The organism is Gordonia sp. (in: high G+C Gram-positive bacteria) (genome assembly GCF_049647785.1).
Taxonomy (GTDB): domain Bacteria; phylum Actinomycetota; class Actinomycetes; order Mycobacteriales; family Mycobacteriaceae; genus Gordonia.
In genome coordinates this window covers 62,659-79,853 of sequence record NZ_JBARYI010000051.1, presented here as the reverse complement: position 1 = coordinate 79,853, position 17,195 = coordinate 62,659, and the positions used below count along the sequence as shown (strand labels likewise).

Here is a 17,195-nt window from a genome sequence, read left to right as displayed (position 1 = left end):
CTCCTGTTCTCGCATGATGCGTCAATTCCCGCACTACGTCTGACGTAGTGCGGGAATCAACGCATCATGCGGGAACAGCGGGGCCGGGGGTTACATCACGGCGAGGTTCAAGATTGATCGACGCTGGTAGACGGAACCGAAGCGCGCGTCGACGCGGACCCACGCGGACGAGACGCGCACGCGGATAGGTTCACCCGCCGCGATCTTGTCGATCGGTGAATCCTCGGTGATCTCGTGGCCGCCGCTGTCGCGGACGAAGCCCATCGCCGTCAAGGCAAAGACCGCGCGCATGGAAATTTTCGCGACCTCATCCGAATGCGTGCCGCTCACCTCTAAAACAGTCTGATCCAGCAGCGACGACGCCGGCCCCAAGGCACCGGATTCGTTGCGTGCGACGCCAACTCCCTTGCGCGAGAGTTCGATCAGTTCACGTGCGGGAACGTCGTCGAGGTGGGTAAACCCGTCCGCTGGCGGAAGCGCACCCTGCCAGGCACCCGGCATCGCAAAACCCAACGGGATGGGACCGTCGCCATCCTCCACGACCGCTGCGGACATCGCCGAGATATCGCACACCACGTCCGTCGGCGACACGGTACCGAAAACTGACCGCGTCGCGAGGATGTCGAAGCCGGTTCGGATCCACAGCCCAACCCGACCGTCGGCGCGCTGCTGCGCCCGCAAAACACCCGAATCCTCCACGCGCCGTGCGCGTTCCAGGAAAGCTTTCACGTCGGTGCGATCGTCGCGGGTGTGCGGAGTGAGGAGTCGTTCGACGCCCTGATCCAGCCCGGTCATCTCATGACCTCGTCCCGGACGAAACTCTGCAGGTATGCCTTCTCTTCCGGCGTCATGCGTCGCGGCCGCTGGGTGTCGATGTCGAACGACACCAACTGGGTACTGGCAACCACCGATGGCTTCGAGTCCGGCGCGGCACCGTGCGGTCGCACCTCGTAGCCAACCGTGAAGTCGACGGCGCGCAACCTCTCAACGAACATCGTGACGCGGATCGGCGACTCATCGTGGCGGATTTGCCCCTGGTACTTGACGCGCAGATCCGCGACGAGGCAGCCTTTTCGCATCGCGAACGTCGGCTTGTCGTCGTAGAACAACCACGGGATGCGAGCCTCTTCGAGAAGGGTCACCATGCGGGCGTGGTTGATGTGCGCGAACACGTCCATGTCCGACCACCGCACCGGCACCGACACCTCGTACCCGAATTCGGTCGTGCCTCCGTCGTCGGCGAAAAGCCTTCGCTTGTAGGCACTTTCGGTCGATTCGATGATGGTGGTCGGGGTCTGGTCCGATAGACCTGTCATGGTGTGAGCCTCCTGCCGCTACCCCACAACACTACGCAACGAGCGGACTGCGACCGTGAGCGCGGCGAGGTCCCAGCGGTCGGTGGCCTCGAGCGCGTGCAGTGTTGACTCCACCCGTTCGATAATCGCCGACCGCGATTGCTCCCAGTCGGAGATCTTTTGGGCTGCCGACTCTTCCGGCTCCGACAGGGTCAGAATCGACCTTGTCAGCGACCGCAGCACCGCGTGAATCTCGTCGCTCAACGACAGTTGCGCCAGGAGCGTCCAACGGTCGTTGTGTTCTAACGCCGCCACCCGGGTGGCCAGTTCTTCCAAATCGAACCGGTCGACGACGGCGAATAGCAACTCCCCGACTTCGTCAGGCGAGCGGTCCGAGATTTCGGCGATGTCGAGGACGTCGAGTAACTGCAGTCGGTAGTCGCTGATGGCGATGGCGTGCGCGAGGGCTGGCCGGACGCCCGCGTCGACGAGTTCTTGTCGCTGCTCCTGCATGGTGCGCAGCGCCGTGCCGATAAGCCATTCGTCAAGGCGGCCACCGAGTTCTAGGACCTGGGCATAGCGCGTGGTCTCCGCGGCAATTGCCAGCGGTTGGGGCCGATGCGCCAGGAACCACCGAGACGCCGACGACAGCAGGCTGCGAATGCGACCGGTCGCCTCGTCGACGATGGCTGCTGGCACCCCCTCACCGCGCAACTCGCCGACCAGGCTGGTGATGCCGAATACCCGCACGGTGACAACGGAAGCCCGCATGGCGTCGGCGACGTCGGTGCCGGTCATTTCCCCCAATGCAAACAGGTGCGTAATACCGCAGTCCGCGACCGCCCGGTTCACCAGCACCGTGGTGACTATCTCGCGCTTGAGCCGATGACCGCGAATGCCTGCCACGAACTTGGTCCGCAGGGGTTCGGGAAAGTACAACGTCGCCGCCGCATCGAACATGTCGTTTTCCGGAAGCGAGGAGTTAAGCAGCCGCGCTTTGGCATCGAGCTTCACGTGCGCCATCAGGGTCGCCAGTTCCGGACTGGTGAGGCCACGCTGGAGTTCGCTCGATCGCCTGCGCAGCAACGCTTCTGGGGTCGGTAACGCTTCGAGTTCAAGGTCGACGCCGGCTTCGGCCAGGTACGCCAGCACCCGCGAGTGCAGGTCGGTGTCGTCGTCCGCGGTTCGCCGCGAGATGCCGAGTTCGGCGTTTTGGTCGACGTTGTTGGCGAGCACAAGTTCGGCGACGTCGTCGGTCATCGACAGAAGCAGATCGTTGCGCTCGTCCGGTTCGAGGATGCCAGCGGAGATTGCTGAGCCGAGGAGGATCTTGATGTTGACCTCGTGGTCGGAGCAGTCCACGCCGGCCGAGTTGTCGAGGGCATCGCTGTTAATCGCCACCCCCGACAGGTCTGCTTCAATGCGGCCGCGTTCGGTGACGCCGAGGTTGCCGCCCTCGCCGACCACCGAGACACGCAACTGATTGCCGTTGACCCGGATCGCGTCGTTCGCCTTGTCGCCGACGGACGAATCCGATTCGTCGGACGCCTTGATATACGTGCCGATTCCACCGTTGAACAGCAAGTCGGTGGGTGCCAGGAGGATCGCGCGGATGAGATCGGGCGGCGACAGCGCGATCACCCCGTCGGCCAGTCCGAGTGCGATCCGCACGGGGTCGCTGATCTCAATGGATTTCACATCGCGCGACCACACCCCGCCGCCGTCGGAGATCAGGTCGCGGCGGTAGTCGTCCCACGATGACCGCGGCAGCGCGAACAGTCGGGCGCGCTCGGCGTACGACGGCGCGGCTTCCGGTGTCGGGTCGATGAAGATGTGCCGGTGGTCGAAGGCGGCGACGAGGCGCGTGTGCCGAGACAGGAGCATGCCGTTGCCGAAAACGTCACCGCTCATGTCGCCGATGCCGACGGCGGTGAACTCTTGAGTTTGGGTGTCGATGCCGCGTTCGGCGAAGTGCCGCTTCACCGATTCCCACGCGCCCCGCGCGGTGATCCCCATGGCCTTGTGGTCGTAGCCCACCGATCCCCCCGAGGCGAACGCATCCGAGAGCCAGAAGCCAAAGTCGTCGGCGACACCGTTGGCCGTATCGGAGAACCGGGCAGTGCCCTTGTCTGCGGCCACCACCAGGTACGGGTCATCACCGTCACGGCGGACCACCCGTGCGGGTGGCTGCACGATGCCGGTCACGGTATCGAGGTTGTCGGTGATCGACAGCAGCGAGGCGATGAATGCCCGATAGCAGGCCGTTCCCTCAGCCAAGAAAGCACCTTGGTCGACGGTCGGATCGCCGGTCGGGGCGGCTGGTCGACGAACGACGAAACCACCCTTGGCACCAACGGGCACGATCACCGCATTCTTCACGGCCTGTGCCTTTACCAGGCCCAAAATTTCGGTGCGGAAGTCTTCACGCCGATCCGACCACCGGAGGCCACCGCGCGCCACATCCCCGAATCTCAGATGCACCCCCTCCATCTGTGGCGAGTAGACGTAGATCTCGTACTTCGGTCGCGGCTGCGGTGCTTGCGGGATGGCACCGGTGTCGAGTTTGACGGCGATCGACGGTCGGTAGTCGGACCGATAGTCGTCGATGTAGTAGTTCGTCCGCAGCGTCGCTTCCACGACTGCTGACAGCGCCGACACCACCCGGTCGGCGTCGAGGCTGAGGATTTCGGCGATGTGACCTCTCAGCGATTCCTGTGCCCGCAGTCGTCGGGCCGGGGAGGTGCCGTCGGGGTCGAAGCTGGCGGCGAAGAGTTCGACCAGATCGCGGGTCACGGCGCGATGCTCGCCGAGCACGCTCGCCACGTGGGACAGGGTGAAACCCACCCCGCATTGGCCGAGGTACCGCGTATAGGTTCGAATCATGGCCACGGTGCGGGAGGTTAGGCCTGCGCGCAGGATCAGTTCGTTAAGACCATCGGTTTCGGTGGTGCCCCGCCACATGTCTTTGAACGCTTCGGCGACACGCTCGGAGATCTCCCCCACGTCGTCGCTGTCGGCCTCGTCGCTGTCGCCGTGGTTGAGGTCCACATGCGGGGCCGGATGCACGGTGAACTCGTACACGCTCACGGCCAGATCGTCGGGCCGGTCGACCACATGCGGATGTTCGTCGAGCACGGTGAGGCCCAAACTCTGCAGCATCGGCAGCAGTTCCGTCAGGGCGGCCGAACCACCCGCCAGGTAGAGCACAAACCGCCAGGCGTGCGGGTCGGTCCGATCCAGCCGCACATGGAGATCGCCGACGGCGAGCGACGCGGCGATCGGCAAATCGACGGCCGCATCGCGCGGGTCACGCTCGTCTCGGTAACGGTCACTGACCGTCGACAGCAATGCCGCACCGTCACCGTCGAGATGTTCGCGGACCCGGTCGCTCCAGCTTCGAACAGACTCGGACAGGTGCTGCGTGAGGCGATCGCCGAGCGCGACCTGGACGTCCGCGTCAGTGCGCATCAGCACTTCTAGTTGGGCTAGCGGCGAATTCGACAGTTTGGTGAAGAACTCGGTCTCGCTACCGTTCAAGTCCTTTTCGAGGAGTTCGACGATGCGCTCGCGAACGTCGGACGAGTATTCCTCGCGGGGCATGAACACAAGGAAGCTGGCGATACCGCCCGATTCGACGGTTCGCGCATAGAACCGCGGACGGCGTGAGGTTTGCGCCTCAAGTAGCTCACCGATACGTCCGGTGAGATCGTCGCTGTCGGCCGTCATCAACTCGGCGAGCGGGTAGGTCTGCAACAATTCCACCGCAGCCAGTCCACCGAACGAGTCTTCACTGACGCCCAGCCCCCGCAAGACGTCGGCGATCTTGCCGCGGATTCCGGGAATCGAACGCACCGACTGATAGTCACCGATCGAGGTGATGGTGCCGACGATCTGATGTTCGACGCCGTCGGCCCGAACCCGAAGCACCACGGGAAATCGACTGCGCAGCAACCCTGTTGGCAACCATGCCCGGTCCACACTCACCGATTCAGTACCGTCCACAGCGGGCGGTCGTGCCACGCGGGTATGGCGCCAAACGCCGAGTCCGGTGGTGTCACCAGCGGTGCGGTAGCCGACGGGCAGGAAGTTGTCGCGGGTAGCGAACCAACTGAGAATGTCGGCGTCTTCGTCGTCGGCACTAAGCAATTCGGCCAGATCCGAAAGAGCCCGATGAATCCCCGGAGTATCGGCGTGCACGGACTGGGCGCGTGCCAGGGCCGCGGCGATGTCGATTCCTAACTGATCGATGTCGCAGTCGGACGCGGGTGCGGTCTCAATGGAGATCCAGGATTCATTCCGCGCCACACCGTCGTCCGAGATCCGCCCAGCGTCGTCGCGTCGCAAAGACCGCACCGGGTGGGTGTTGGTCACGATCGTCAGTCGAAGCCCATCGAGAACTGCGAGGACCGATTCGACGAGCAGCGGGATGTCGTCGGCCACGATCTGCACGCGGATAGAGCCGTCGGCAAGTTTCGCGGTATCGACCAGGGGCTCGCCGGGCTTGCGCAGTTCGCCGTTCACAGACATCGTCCCTCTCGCAGTTGCCAAGGGGGAAGCGCACAAACCGACTGGCGGGTCCGTTCCACCTTGTGATCGTCGTACGGCTCGAACGATACCGACCGGCGAGGTCGCGCGCAGTGGACTGACGAGTCAGCATCGCGCCGCCACCGAGGCGGCGGCTGGTCACCTCAGCCCAAAAACAAATTCGCGCGCTTTCCGATTGCCAGACAACCGGAAGCGCGCGAATTTGCGGCGAAAACTAGTCGCGAGTGAGGCGACGGTGCGTCACGCTGTGCGGGCGAGCCGCATCAGCGCCGAGACGCTCCACCTTGTTCTCCTCATAGGCTTCGAAGTTGCCTTCGAACCAGAACCACTGGCCCTCGGAAACATTGCCTTCCCACGCGAGAATGTGGGTACAGGTCCGGTCCAGGAACCAACGGTCGTGCGAGATCACGACGGCACAGCCGGGGAATTCCTGCAGGGCGTTCTCGAGGGAACTGAGGGTTTCGACATCAAGGTCGTTAGTCGGCTCATCGAGGAGGATCAGGTTGCCGCCCTCTTTCAGCGTCAGCGCCAGGTTCAGGCGGTTGCGCTCACCACCGGAGAGCACCTCCGACGGCTTCTGCTGGTCGGCACCCTTGAACCCGAAGGCACTCAGGTACGCGCGCGACGGCATCTCATTCTGGCCGACCTCGATGTAATCGAGACCGTCGGAGACGACCTCCCACACGGTCTTCTTGGGGTCGATGTTGGCGCGACCCTGGTCGACGTAGCTGAGCTGGACCGTCTCACCAATCTTGACCTCACCCGAGTCGGGCTCTTCCAGACCAACGATGGTCTTGAACAGCGTCGTCTTACCGACGCCGTTAGGTCCGATTACGCCGACGATGCCGTTGCGCGGCAGCGTAAACGACAGGTCCTTGATCAAGACGCGACCGTCAAAGCCCTTGTCGAGGTTCTTGACCTCGACAACCACATTGCCGAGGCGCGGCGGGGTCGGGATCTGGATTTCTTCAAAGTCGAGCTTCCGCCGCTTCTCCGACTCCATAACCATCTCGTCGTAGCGTGCAAGACGGGCCTTGTTCTTGGTCTGGCGAGCCTTCGAACCGGACCGGACCCAGGCGAGTTCTTCCTTGAGTCGCTTCTGCAGCTTCTGGTCCTTTTTGCCCTGCACTGAGAGACGCTCGGCCTTCTTCTCCAGGTAAGTGGAGTAGTTGCCCTCGTAGGGGTGCAGCTGGCCGCGGTCGACTTCACAGATCCACTGGGCGACGTGATCGAGGAAGTAGCGATCGTGCGTCACGGCGAGGACAGCACCGTGGTAGTTCGCCAGGTGCTGCTCCAACCAGAGCACGCTCTCGGCGTCCAAGTGGTTAGTGGGCTCATCGAGGAGGAGCAGGTCGGGCTTCTGCAGCAGCAGCTTGCACAATGCCACTCGACGGCGCTCACCACCGGAGAGGTTGGTGACGGGCAGGTCGCCGGGCGGGCAGCGCAGGGCGTCCATGGCCTGTTCGAGCTGTGAGTCGAGGTCCCACGCGTCAGCGTTGTCCAGGTCTTCCTGGAGGCGACCCATCTCTTCCATGAGTTCATCGGAGTAGTCGGTGGCCATGAGTTCGGCGACCTCGTTGAAGCGGTCGAGCTTCACCTTGATCTCGCCCATGCCCTCTTCGACGTTTTCCTTGACCGTCTTTTCCTCATTGAGGGGCGGCTCCTGCTGGAGCATGCCGACGGTGGCCTCGGGGTCGAGGAAGGCTTCACCGTTGCTCGGCGTATCGAGTCCGGCCATGATGCGCAGGATCGAGGACTTACCGGCACCGTTGGGGCCGACGACGCCGATCTTGGCGCCGGGGTAGAACGACATGGTGACGTCGTCGAGGATCACCTTGTCGCCGTGCGCCTTGCGCACCTTCTTCATGGTGTAAATAAACTCAGCCACTCAAAGGCCTCCTGATCTGGGGGTTTGCGACGAACCAGGGATCGTAATCCCTCGCTGCGCCCTCACGCCGGGGTGGATTTCACTGCAGGTAGCCGCAGGAATCAGTTACCACGAAAGGCTACCCCAACAGGACTTTCCCCCGTGCTTCGCCAGTCCGTTCAATCTCCGATCTCACAGTCGGGACCCGTCGGACGTCTGCCTAGGAAGCCGAATAGACATAGGTTTGAAATCGGCCGAGATCCGGAGGTGACGGCGTGCATGAGAAGCACCCGCACGAACGCGTCGCAGCGGCGAACTGGAGTGGCATAGTCAGCGACCTCGACGAGCGCGTGTACCGGCGAATCGCCGTAGCCCGACCTCGAATTCTCCCTTTTCTGTCACGATTCGACCAGACCATCACCAATCCATGCATCTGGTGACGGTTTGGCAGGATCACAACCTGCATGCGGTGACAGAAATGAGGAAATTTCATCGATGCGCTACCGCTAGGACGTGCACTTGGCCAGTCAAGCGCCTTACGTTAGACGCGTCGTCGTACGGGTTTCGTTCCCCTTTACTGACGCGTACGGTGGCCAACTTTCCGCCAAACCATCACCAAACGAGGTGATCGGTGATGGTTAGGTCGAATCGTGACAGAAAAGCGGAACTTTGAGCGAAGCGATCGGCAGAGGAGCACGGTGGACGGAAGGCGGGTGAACGCGTGACACTCTTCGACGATGGCCCCTTTCGTGAGCCCACTGATCTCGGCCCTGGCGCAACCCACGTCCCTGCCTGGCTGGCCCTTGACGAGCAACGATGGATCGTTGGGCAGTTCCAGAAGTGGACGCGGGGGCCGGTGCCGCTACGTGCGGCCAAGGTCCGCGGTCACGAGATGTCAGTGCAGACGGTGTGCCTTGGCTGGCACTGGCGGCCCTACACCTATTCCCGCGAGGCCACCGACGTGAACGGTCAGCGCGTGCTCCCCTTCCCTGATTGGATGATCCGATTGGGACGCCGCGCGCTCACCGACGCTGGCTATCCGCCAGAGATGATCGAGCACTACTCGCCCGACGCTGCCTTGGTGAACTTCTACGACGACGCCGCGCGCATGGGAATGCACCAGGATAAAGACGAGCAATCCCTCGCTCCCGTCGTTTCCCTGTCGATCGGCGACGCATGCACGTTCCGCTTCGGCAATAGCGAGAACCGCGGCCAGCCGTACACCGACCTCCGGCTGAACTCCGGCGACCTCTTCGTATTCGGCGGGCCGGCACGCCTCGCCTTTCACGGCGTCACCCGCATCCACCCGGGCACGGCCCCGGACGCCTGCGGGCTCGGCAAGGGACGGATCAATATCACTATGCGCATGACGGGACTATCCGACGACCGATCCGCAGGCATTGGATAGCCATCCGATTCGTCACATTTTCCGTGTCCCACTAGCTGAGACGAGTGCCGGGTGTCACACTGGGAACTGTCGATCGCGCGCGCTCGTTCCCATTGGGTAACCGACCTAGCTGGCGAATATCTGCCCGCGACACCGATCGATACCGGTTGCGCCCGAAAGGTCGCGACAGCGACTCAACGACGAGAGGCTTGTTTCACGATGCGTTTGCGATTGAAGATTTGGCACCGCCGCCACCGCTATGCGATTCGGCAGCAGCCCGTCCTCAATCGTTTGTATCGTTTCGGCGTCGGCGTCGTCGGCACCCTCATGGTGCTCGCTGGCATGGCCATGATTCCGCTGCCGATTCCCGGCCCCGGCTGGGTGACCTTCTTCCTCGGCCTCGGTGTCCTGTCGACCGAATTCGAGTGGGCTCACCGCGTCACGTCGTTTATGCGGGCGATGCTTCACAAGGCCAACGTTATGGCTACGAGCAGCATCCACGCCATCCGTGAATTCCACGGTCGTCGCCTCGACTACCAGTCCGGAGTACGTTACGTCCGCAGCTGGATGGAGCACCAGCGCGAGCTTGGTCTGGGACAGTTCCAACTCCCCCAGCTTGCGCTCGCGGCCGCCTAATCCGCTCGTTCTTGCGGTTTCTCGCCCGCGACTGTCGTTTCTGCGCCGCCTGCCGCATCTGACGCCACCGTGTCATCGAGATTGCTCTCCGTGACTGGCGCGTTCATCTTGCGCAGCATCTCGTTGTAGCTCTCAAGTTCTGCATCGTGGTCGATATCGGCCTTGCGGTCGAAGCGGCGCGCAGCACGATCGTCTTGTCGGTTCCATTGGACGAGCAGTGCAATCATCACGACCATCAGTGGGAACTCACCCGTCGCCCAGGCGATACCGCCGCCTACTCGCTGGTCAGCCGCCAGGTCGAGATTCCACGGGTGCATCAGCGACGCATACCATTTTTCGGCGATAATCCCCGTCGTCATCATGAGAGCGACACCGAAGAACGCGTGGAATGGTAGCGACCCCCACACCACACCGAGCTTGGCGACGGGACTGATTTGCCGCGGTGCGGGGTCGATGCCGATGACCAGCCAATAAAATAAGAAGCCACTGATCAAGAAGTGGAAATTCATGGCCAGGTGTGCGGAGTGGTTCGCGACGAGCGAGTCGAAGAGACCCCCGAGATACAGCACGTAGAAGCTGCCGACGAAAAGCGTGACCACGATGAATGGGTTGGTTACGAACTTCGAGTACGAGCCGTGGATTCCGCTCAGAATCCATTCGCGCGGCCCCGGCGGGTTGCCTCGTCCGGCAGCGGGGATGGCTCGCAGCGCCAACGTGACGGGACCGCCCAAAACCAACAGGACCGGAACCAGCATCGACAACATCATGTGGCTCATCATGTGAACGCTGAACATCGCCGGTGCGTAGCGGCCCATGCCGGACGACGTCGCGATGAGCAGCGCGGCACAGCCGAGCAGCCAGGCGACGGTCCGCCCAATCGGCCAATGGTCGCCACGCTTATGCAGGCGATACACACCACGCAGGTAGACGATCGCCAAGACGATGGCGAGGGTGCCGAAGATCAGGTCGAAGCGCCAATCGAACATCAGCTTCGACAACGTCGGCGGACCGTCGAGGTTGTAGCCGATCTTGAGTTCCATCGGCGAAACGTTGGCCGTTTCCAGGACCGGTGGCGGTGTCCGCGACAGGCCTGCACCAAATCCGAACGCCACCGCGAAGACCACCAGTTCGACGGCCGCGAACCGCACGAACAGCGACTGTCGTGGCTCGTCGTTCTCTTCAAGTTCTTTGATCGTGAATGTGCGGTGGAGCGCTCCGATGAGGCCCGCGATGGCTAACGCCACAGCCTTACCGACCGCGACCAGCCCGTAAGTAGTCGTGAAGAGGTCACCGAGCGACATTCGGACAAGGGCATTGATGACACCGCTGATACCGACGACGATGACGCACCAGAACGCCACCCGGGAGTACCGAGACACCGCCAGGTTCCGCCATTGGCCGTTACCGAAGGCATAGGCCAGGACGGCGAGGAGGCCACCCATCCAGAGGGCCGCGGCCACGATGTGCAGGATCAAACTATTCGTCGCGATGTCGTGGCCACCGCCCGACGACGAGTGACCCGCGAGTGCCGACGGCATCAGTGACAGGAAGCCGAGCGCGATCACCAGGAAGGTCATCCCCCAGCGCATGATGGCCCGCGCGACGATGGCGGCGAGGCCAGCGAAGATCGCCGTCCACAGCCAGTATCGAGCTTCGGCGACCGATCCGTACGCCTCGAGGAGGTTCCTGGGTATCAGGACTTCGCTGAGTCCCTTACCGCTGACGTTCGAGATTGACAGCGGTATGAGTGCGAGCGCGCACAGCATCCAGACAAGCATCGCGGCGCTGGCCCAGCGGATCGCGCGGTAGCCGCCCGCATCCAGCGCACCGTTTGCCTGCGGCGGCACAAAGAAGGCGGCGAAGACGGCGGCCCCGAATCCGATCGCTGCACAGATTTGCCCGACGACTGTCGCCACTGGCAATCCGTATGTTGTGATCCAACCGGGATCTGGCAGTCCGGTCAGGCGCAGGACTGTCGAGGCTGACACTCCAGTCACGACTACGGCCGCCATCGACCCCACAACCACGAGCAGGGAAATGAGCAGAGACCGCACGCCCGAGGGGTCGTTGAGGCGGTCCCGCGTGTGTTCCTCCGCCTTGCCGACGGACGTCGCTGTCATGACCTCTACTGTAGGACGCGATAGAGTAGTCGTTCGTCGCCACCCATCAGGGTCGATGCGCCTCCATAGCTCAGGTGGATAGAGCAAGAGCCTTCTAATCTCTAGGTCGCAGGTTCGAGTCCTGCTGGGGGCACCAAAACGTCATCGCCGGGGCATCCGCTCAGGTCGGGTGTCGTGTTGGCTCGACTGTGGCCAAAATCTCCGACGCGGACGGCTACCTGGGGACTCGATCGCTGCACGATCGTGCGTTAGGTGTCACTTTCGTGCATTGGGGTATATCTTGCAGCGACCCCTAATGCACGAAAGTGACACCTAGTGCACGGTCTTGGCCGGGCACATCCGCACGGGCTGTTCACTGCCCCCACCGACCGTCGCCGCCTTCTCGAAGAGCCTTCGTACGTGACTTCTCGTATTTGAATCACCGATAGCGCGACATCCCACCGCGGAAAACCTGTGGACCTCAACTCCAGAAATCGGTGAGGCCCTGCGCCGCCCGCTGCCCCTGGGCGTAGCCAGCACGGGCGGCCGGAGGTCGCGCCGACAGGTCCATGGCATTGCCGCCAAATGCTTTGAGGCCTTCCCCCTCCGGGAAGATCGTTTCGACCCGGCTCCCTTGCCGTCGTAGTTCGTCGATCTGCGAGGCCAGATCCACGTGCCAATTGAGCGGCACCCTGGTGGCTCCCCCGAACGGGGACAGAACCAAGACCCGCCCGCAGCCGGCGGCGAGGTCGGCATTGTCCGCGTTGGCCCGATAACCCCCGTCGATGTACTGCCGATCCCCAATCCGGTAAGCGGGCCCGCCCGCGCAGCTAGCCGCGACGGCATCGGCCAGGTCGACGCCGCTGTCGCAATCGAAGGCCACCGGTTCGCCCGTGTGAGCATCAACAGCGGTCAGCAGAATCCGCTGTTCCGGCCACTCTTGGCTAGGGAGTCGCCTTTCGACGACGCCGCGCCACCGGGCCGAACCGACCCCACCCTCGGCATTGTCGAGTTCGATCGCGGCCGCACCCATTCGACGCCGCATCTCGGAGATCCCGTCGGACGAGTCGATGATCCGCTGCGTACGAGACAGTTGGTCGGAGACGGCCCCGCTGATGCGGTTTACTGGCGGCGTCGCTGGCACCACGGCCGAGATGGTGGCGTCGTAGAGTTCTGCCGGTGTCGCGCTGGTAATCATGGCCGCGGCAGTCGAACCCGCGGACGTTCCAACTATCAGGTCGGCAGTCGTGACGTCGAGTCCCGCGGCGGCTAGCCCGGCGACCACGCCGAGCAACCAAGCGTTTCCGGACGATCCGCCGCCGCCGAGCACCAAGGCGCGACGGTCGTTGAATAGCGATGAAGTAGTCATTTCGTGCATGGGAGTCGCCTTTCGCGAACTTGCGGTTCGGAGCGCTCCCGGCGGCGACTAGATCAGTCGCGCGATCGTGGACTGCGAGGGAGCACCCACTGTGGCACTGCGTTCATTGGGCTCACCTCCAGTCGTTAGATCACGATCAATAGCCCACGATACGCTCGGCGACTCTGCGCGTCGAGAGACTTTCTTGAATTAATTTCCATTAATTGATTTTTCATAGCTGTTTTCACTGAAGGCTTTACGGCGTAGCGTCGAAAAAGTCGGGAAACACGCCAAAGTAGGAGTTGACCATGAACAATCACACCATTCGGCGGCCGATTGCAGCAGCAATTGGCGCAATTGCAACAATGGGGACACTCGCCACACCGGGAATAGCCAGTGCCGTCCCGGAACAATATCCAATGCCAGCCAGCCTCTCGATTGCTGGCGATCTCCTCGTCGCACCCGGCGTCCATCTCCTCAACATCGATGCGTCAGGCATGCGCGACAAGCACGGCAAGACCGCAGGCACCTATGTCGCCACGGTCATGAACGGGTCAAGCAAAACACCCATCCAGGTTAAGGGACCTATCACCTGTATTTATACCCACGGCGACACCGCCTCGCTGGTCTACCCGATCTCGGCCACCTCCCCCAACCTGGTGCCGAACGCACTTCGCGACAGGTACGCGGTCAAGATCAGCGTCCGAAAGGGCAACGTCGATCACGTCGGCGTCCAGGGACCGATGCCGACGGACTCGTTCCGCAATTGCCTCCCCGGTTCGACACCCTTCGTATTCCAGGGCAAGATCACCATCGGCCAGTAATTGCCAACTCAATAAGTCGCCAATACACGACTTTACGGAACCAGCCATTAGAGCGACGAGAGTTGCTTCTCAATCGCCGACTTTCCTGCGATTGTTGCCAAATGCCGCAAAAATAGGGCATTGGGAACAAGACGACTAGCACGCATTGAGTTACCAAAGACCACCGGCGGTCGTGCGCCGACAATACGACCAATTGTCCGGGATTGCGTCGCAATTTTGCGTGCTCTCGGCTTCCGGACTGCCTCATACCGTTCCAGCGATCGGCCAACATCGGCATACTTGGCGATCGCTGCGGCCAGCACCACCGCATCCTCGATCGCCTGACATCCGCCCTGGCCCAGATGCGGACGCATCGGGTGCGCGGCATCGCCAACCAGCACGACGCTGCCGTCGGACCAACTCCGCGCCAGCGGACGGTCGTACAGGTCCGTCCGGGAGGTCTGGTCGCGAGACGTCGCCGCCACGACGGCGGCGATCGGCTCGGGCCACCGGCTTGCCAGGGCCCGAACCTGCGATGACTCGTCGCCGAACTGCGTATTCTCCGGTAGCCGGACCGTACCGAACCAGTAGGTCTGACCCTCGCGCAACGGCACCGCACCGAACTCTGAGAGACGGCCGACAACTTGTCCCGCTAGCCGCGGGTCGATCTGCAGATCGGCTATCCCCCGCCACGCGGAGTACCCGGTGTAGGTGTGGACGAGTCCGGGATTGAAGCGATTTGCCAGCGCCGATCGAGTCCCGTCGGCGGCAACCACCAGATCGGCAGGAAGTCGTTGGCCATCGGAGGTGACGACAGCGGCCCCGTCGCCAGACGTGAACGCGGCGGTGACCGCCGTGCCGTACCGGACGGTGTGTTTCGGCAGGGCGTCGGTGATGACATCGCGCAGTGCACTGCGTCGAAGAACGGCGAGAGGTTCGCCCAGCGCGTGGACCATCGCGCCGTGAGCCGGTCGACGAATCGTCGAACCGTCTTGCCACCGAATGACGCCGCCCTCAATCCGGGCCGACACAGCGCGAGTGGCCTCTCCCAGCCCGATCCTGTCGAGGGCCGCTAATGCATTGGGCCACAGCGTGATACCTGCTCCAGCTGCGGTGTCATGACGTTGTTCCAGGACGGTGACCTTGTGGCCGTCACGGACGAATGCCGCAGCCGCCGTTAGACCCGCGATGCCTGCACCAGCAATGATGACGTGCATGGGTCCAGTGTGCCCCTGAGGACTGCTAGTTTCCGTTGAATTGCGCCGGGCGCTTCTCCAGGAACGCCGCCACCGCTTCGTGGTGGTCGTCAGTGCTGTGGGCGACAGCCTGCATGGTCGCTGAGAGTTCGAGCAGTTGGTCAAGCGTCTGCTGCGACGATTCGCGCAGCAGCTTCTTTGTCATCCGGACGGCGACCGGCGGGTTAACCGCAATGCGCTCAGCTAGTTCGCGGGCTGCGGGCAGTAGTTCCTCTGGGTCCACCACTCGCGACACAATCCCCCAGTCGAGAGCTGTCGCCGAATCGACGCGGTCGCCGGTCAACGCCATTTCGGCGGCTCGCGCAGCTCCGACGATGCGGGGCAGCAGCCAGGCGCCGCCGTCACCGGGGATCAGACCAAGCTTGACGAAACTCTCGGCAAAAAACGCACTTGTGGAGGCGATGCGGACGTCGCACATCAGCGCGAGGTCGCACCCGGCACCGACCGCCGGGCCGTTAACGGCAGCGACGATCGGTACTTCGAGCGAATAGAGAGCGCGCGGAATCCGTTGGATCCCTTCGCGATAGCCGACGCGCTGCTGGTGCGGTGCCCCGCCAAACAAGCCTGCCTTGGCAGCCATGTCTTTCACGTTGCCGCCCGCGGAGAAGGCGGAACCGGCACCGGTCAGGATCACCACCCGTACCGACGGGTCACGATTCACTGCGTCGACGGCATCGACGAAAGCGTCGATGGCATCGTCTTCGGAGATCGCGTTCCGGGTTTCGGGTCGGTTGATGGTCCAGGTGACGACGTCGCCGTCACGGGTTACCAGCAGCACGTCGTTACTCACAGGAGCTCAAGGATCGTTGCGTTAGCCATGCCTCCAGCCTCGCACATTGTCTGCAGGCCGTATTGGATGCCGTTGTCGCGCATGTGGTGCACGAGGCGGGTCATCAGAATCGCACCCGAGCCACCGAGCGGGTGACCCACCGAGATGGCACCGCCAACGGGGTTCAGCACATCGTCGGACGCACCGATCTCGGCCTGCCACGCCATGGGCACCGGGGCGAATGCTTCGTTGACTTCGTAGGCCCCGATGTCGGAGACCTGCAGGCCTGAACGGTCGAGAGCCTTCTTGGTTGCCGCGATGGGGCCGGTCAGCATGATGACCGGGTCGTCGCCGGCAACGGTCGAGGTGTGGATGCGCGCCATTGGCTTCCAGCCATTGGCGGCGGCAATCTCGCTGGTGGTGACCAACAGGGCGCCTGCGCCGTCGGAGATCTGCGAGGCGTTACCTGCGGTCACGACACCGTTCTCGTCGAACGGGGTCTTCAGTGCGGCGAGCTTCTCGACGGTGCTTCCACGACGGACACCCTCGTCGATCGCGAGGCCACCCGCAAACGCAGCGATCTGGGCGTCGAAGGCACCGGCGTCTTGGGCGGCGGCGGTGCGTTCGTGCGAACGAACCGAGTACTCGTCGAGTTGCTGGCGGGTGAATCCCCAGCGCTTCGCCATCATTTCCGCACCCAGTCCCTGGTTGAAGCCGCTGACGCCGTAGCGGTCGAGGACCGAATCGGGGTAGGGCTTACCGTCGCCGCGAGCGGCACCCATCGGGACACGGGACATCGACTCGACGCCACCGGCGATCGCGATGTCGTACTGCCCGGCGATCACCGATGCGGCGGCAAAGCTCACCGACTGCTGGCTCGACCCGCAGCGGCGGTCGACGACGGTCGACGGAACGGACTCCGGCCAGCCTGCGGCGAGGACGCCGACACGGCCAATGCTGCCCGCTTGGTCGCCGACTTGGCTCACACAGCCCCAAATGACGTCGTCGATGGTCGCGGGGTCGAAACCGACACGATCGGCGAGGGCCTTGAGGACATGGGCACTCATGTCACCCGGGTGGACGTCGGCCAAACCGCCATTACGCTTGCCGATCGGGGTACGGACGGCATCAACAATCACTGCATCTCTCATGCCCTCTTTACTACCCTAACAAGCGCTCGG

Annotated in this window: 12 protein-coding genes and 1 tRNA gene; 4 read left to right on the top strand and 9 right to left on the bottom strand. The window is 63.1% G+C overall.

The genetic code is table 11. The features are described from left to right. Positions 1-90: 90 nt before the first annotated feature. The 4 genes from WBA38_RS07860 to ettA all read right to left on the bottom strand — a co-directional run bounded on the left by WBA38_RS07860 (position 91) and on the right by ettA (position 7,728). Positions 91-795: a hypothetical protein gene (locus WBA38_RS07860; protein WP_424322438.1), complete on the bottom strand. Its 705-nt coding sequence runs from the start codon at positions 793-795 to the stop codon at positions 91-93. Further along, the gene (locus WBA38_RS07855) at positions 792-1,316 is read right to left on the bottom strand and encodes an acyl-CoA thioesterase (RefSeq protein WP_424322437.1); all 525 of its coding nucleotides are present in this window, start codon (positions 1,314-1,316) and stop codon (positions 792-794) included. The genes WBA38_RS07860 and WBA38_RS07855 overlap by 4 nt, the downstream gene beginning before the upstream one ends. Before the next feature lie 18 nt (positions 1,317-1,334). Next, positions 1,335-5,822: an NAD-glutamate dehydrogenase domain-containing protein gene (locus WBA38_RS07850; RefSeq protein ID WP_424322436.1), complete on the bottom strand. Its 4,488-nt coding sequence runs from the start codon at positions 5,820-5,822 to the stop codon at positions 1,335-1,337. Between the two features lie 232 nt (positions 5,823-6,054). Then, positions 6,055-7,728 (bottom strand): energy-dependent translational throttle protein EttA, encoded by a 1,674-nt coding sequence (ettA, locus tag WBA38_RS07845; protein WP_424294728.1) that lies wholly within the window; start codon positions 7,726-7,728, stop codon positions 6,055-6,057. A gap of 700 nt (positions 7,729-8,428) precedes the next feature. On the opposite strand from ettA, the gene WBA38_RS07840 reads away from it, so the two are divergent. Next, entirely contained in the window at positions 8,429-9,115 is a 687-nt protein-coding gene (locus tag WBA38_RS07840) for an alpha-ketoglutarate-dependent dioxygenase AlkB family protein (protein WP_424294730.1), read from the top strand. Positions 9,116-9,313: 198 nt separating this feature from the next. Then, positions 9,314-9,730, top strand: coding sequence for a PGPGW domain-containing protein (locus WBA38_RS07835; protein ID WP_424294731.1), 417 nt, complete (start codon positions 9,314-9,316; stop codon positions 9,728-9,730). On the opposite strand, the gene WBA38_RS07830 is transcribed toward WBA38_RS07835, so the two are convergent. Next, a complete protein-coding gene (locus WBA38_RS07830; protein WP_424294732.1) occupies positions 9,727-11,850 on the bottom strand; it encodes a cytochrome c oxidase assembly protein in 2,124 nt (707 codons plus the stop codon). The genes WBA38_RS07835 and WBA38_RS07830 overlap by 4 nt on opposite strands. Positions 11,851-11,909: 59 nt before the next feature. On the opposite strand from WBA38_RS07830, the gene WBA38_RS07825 reads away from it, so the two are divergent. After that, a tRNA-Arg gene (locus WBA38_RS07825) sits at positions 11,910-11,986 on the top strand. A gap of 324 nt (positions 11,987-12,310) precedes the next feature. Here the strand turns inward: WBA38_RS07825 and WBA38_RS07820 are convergent. Continuing rightward, complete coding sequence (locus WBA38_RS07820; protein ID WP_424322435.1) at positions 12,311-13,198, bottom strand: patatin-like phospholipase family protein; 888 nt, start codon at positions 13,196-13,198, stop codon at positions 12,311-12,313. Positions 13,199-13,605: 407 nt separating this feature from the next. Between WBA38_RS07820 and WBA38_RS07815 the strand changes: the two genes are divergently transcribed. Next, complete coding sequence (locus tag WBA38_RS07815) at positions 13,606-14,010, top strand: hypothetical protein (protein WP_424294734.1); 405 nt, start codon at positions 13,606-13,608, stop codon at positions 14,008-14,010. Positions 14,011-14,057: 47 nt separating this feature from the next. Here the strand turns inward: WBA38_RS07815 and WBA38_RS07810 are convergent, their stop codons facing one another. From WBA38_RS07810 to WBA38_RS07800, 3 genes are read right to left on the bottom strand one after another with little or no spacing between them, the layout of a single operon-like run. After that, positions 14,058-15,206 (bottom strand): FAD-dependent monooxygenase, encoded by a 1,149-nt coding sequence (locus WBA38_RS07810; protein WP_424322434.1) that lies wholly within the window; start codon positions 15,204-15,206, stop codon positions 14,058-14,060. A 25-nt stretch (positions 15,207-15,231) separates the two neighbouring features. Continuing rightward, positions 15,232-16,035 carry a crotonase/enoyl-CoA hydratase family protein gene (locus WBA38_RS07805; RefSeq protein ID WP_424294459.1) on the bottom strand — a complete coding sequence of 268 codons (804 nt, stop codon included), beginning with the start codon at positions 16,033-16,035 and terminating at the stop codon, positions 15,232-15,234. Beyond that, positions 16,032-17,165, bottom strand: a complete 1,134-nt coding sequence (locus WBA38_RS07800) for a thiolase family protein (RefSeq protein WP_424294458.1) — start codon at positions 17,163-17,165, stop codon at positions 16,032-16,034. The genes WBA38_RS07805 and WBA38_RS07800 overlap by 4 nt, the downstream gene beginning before the upstream one ends. Between the last annotated feature and the right edge of the window lie 30 nt (positions 17,166-17,195).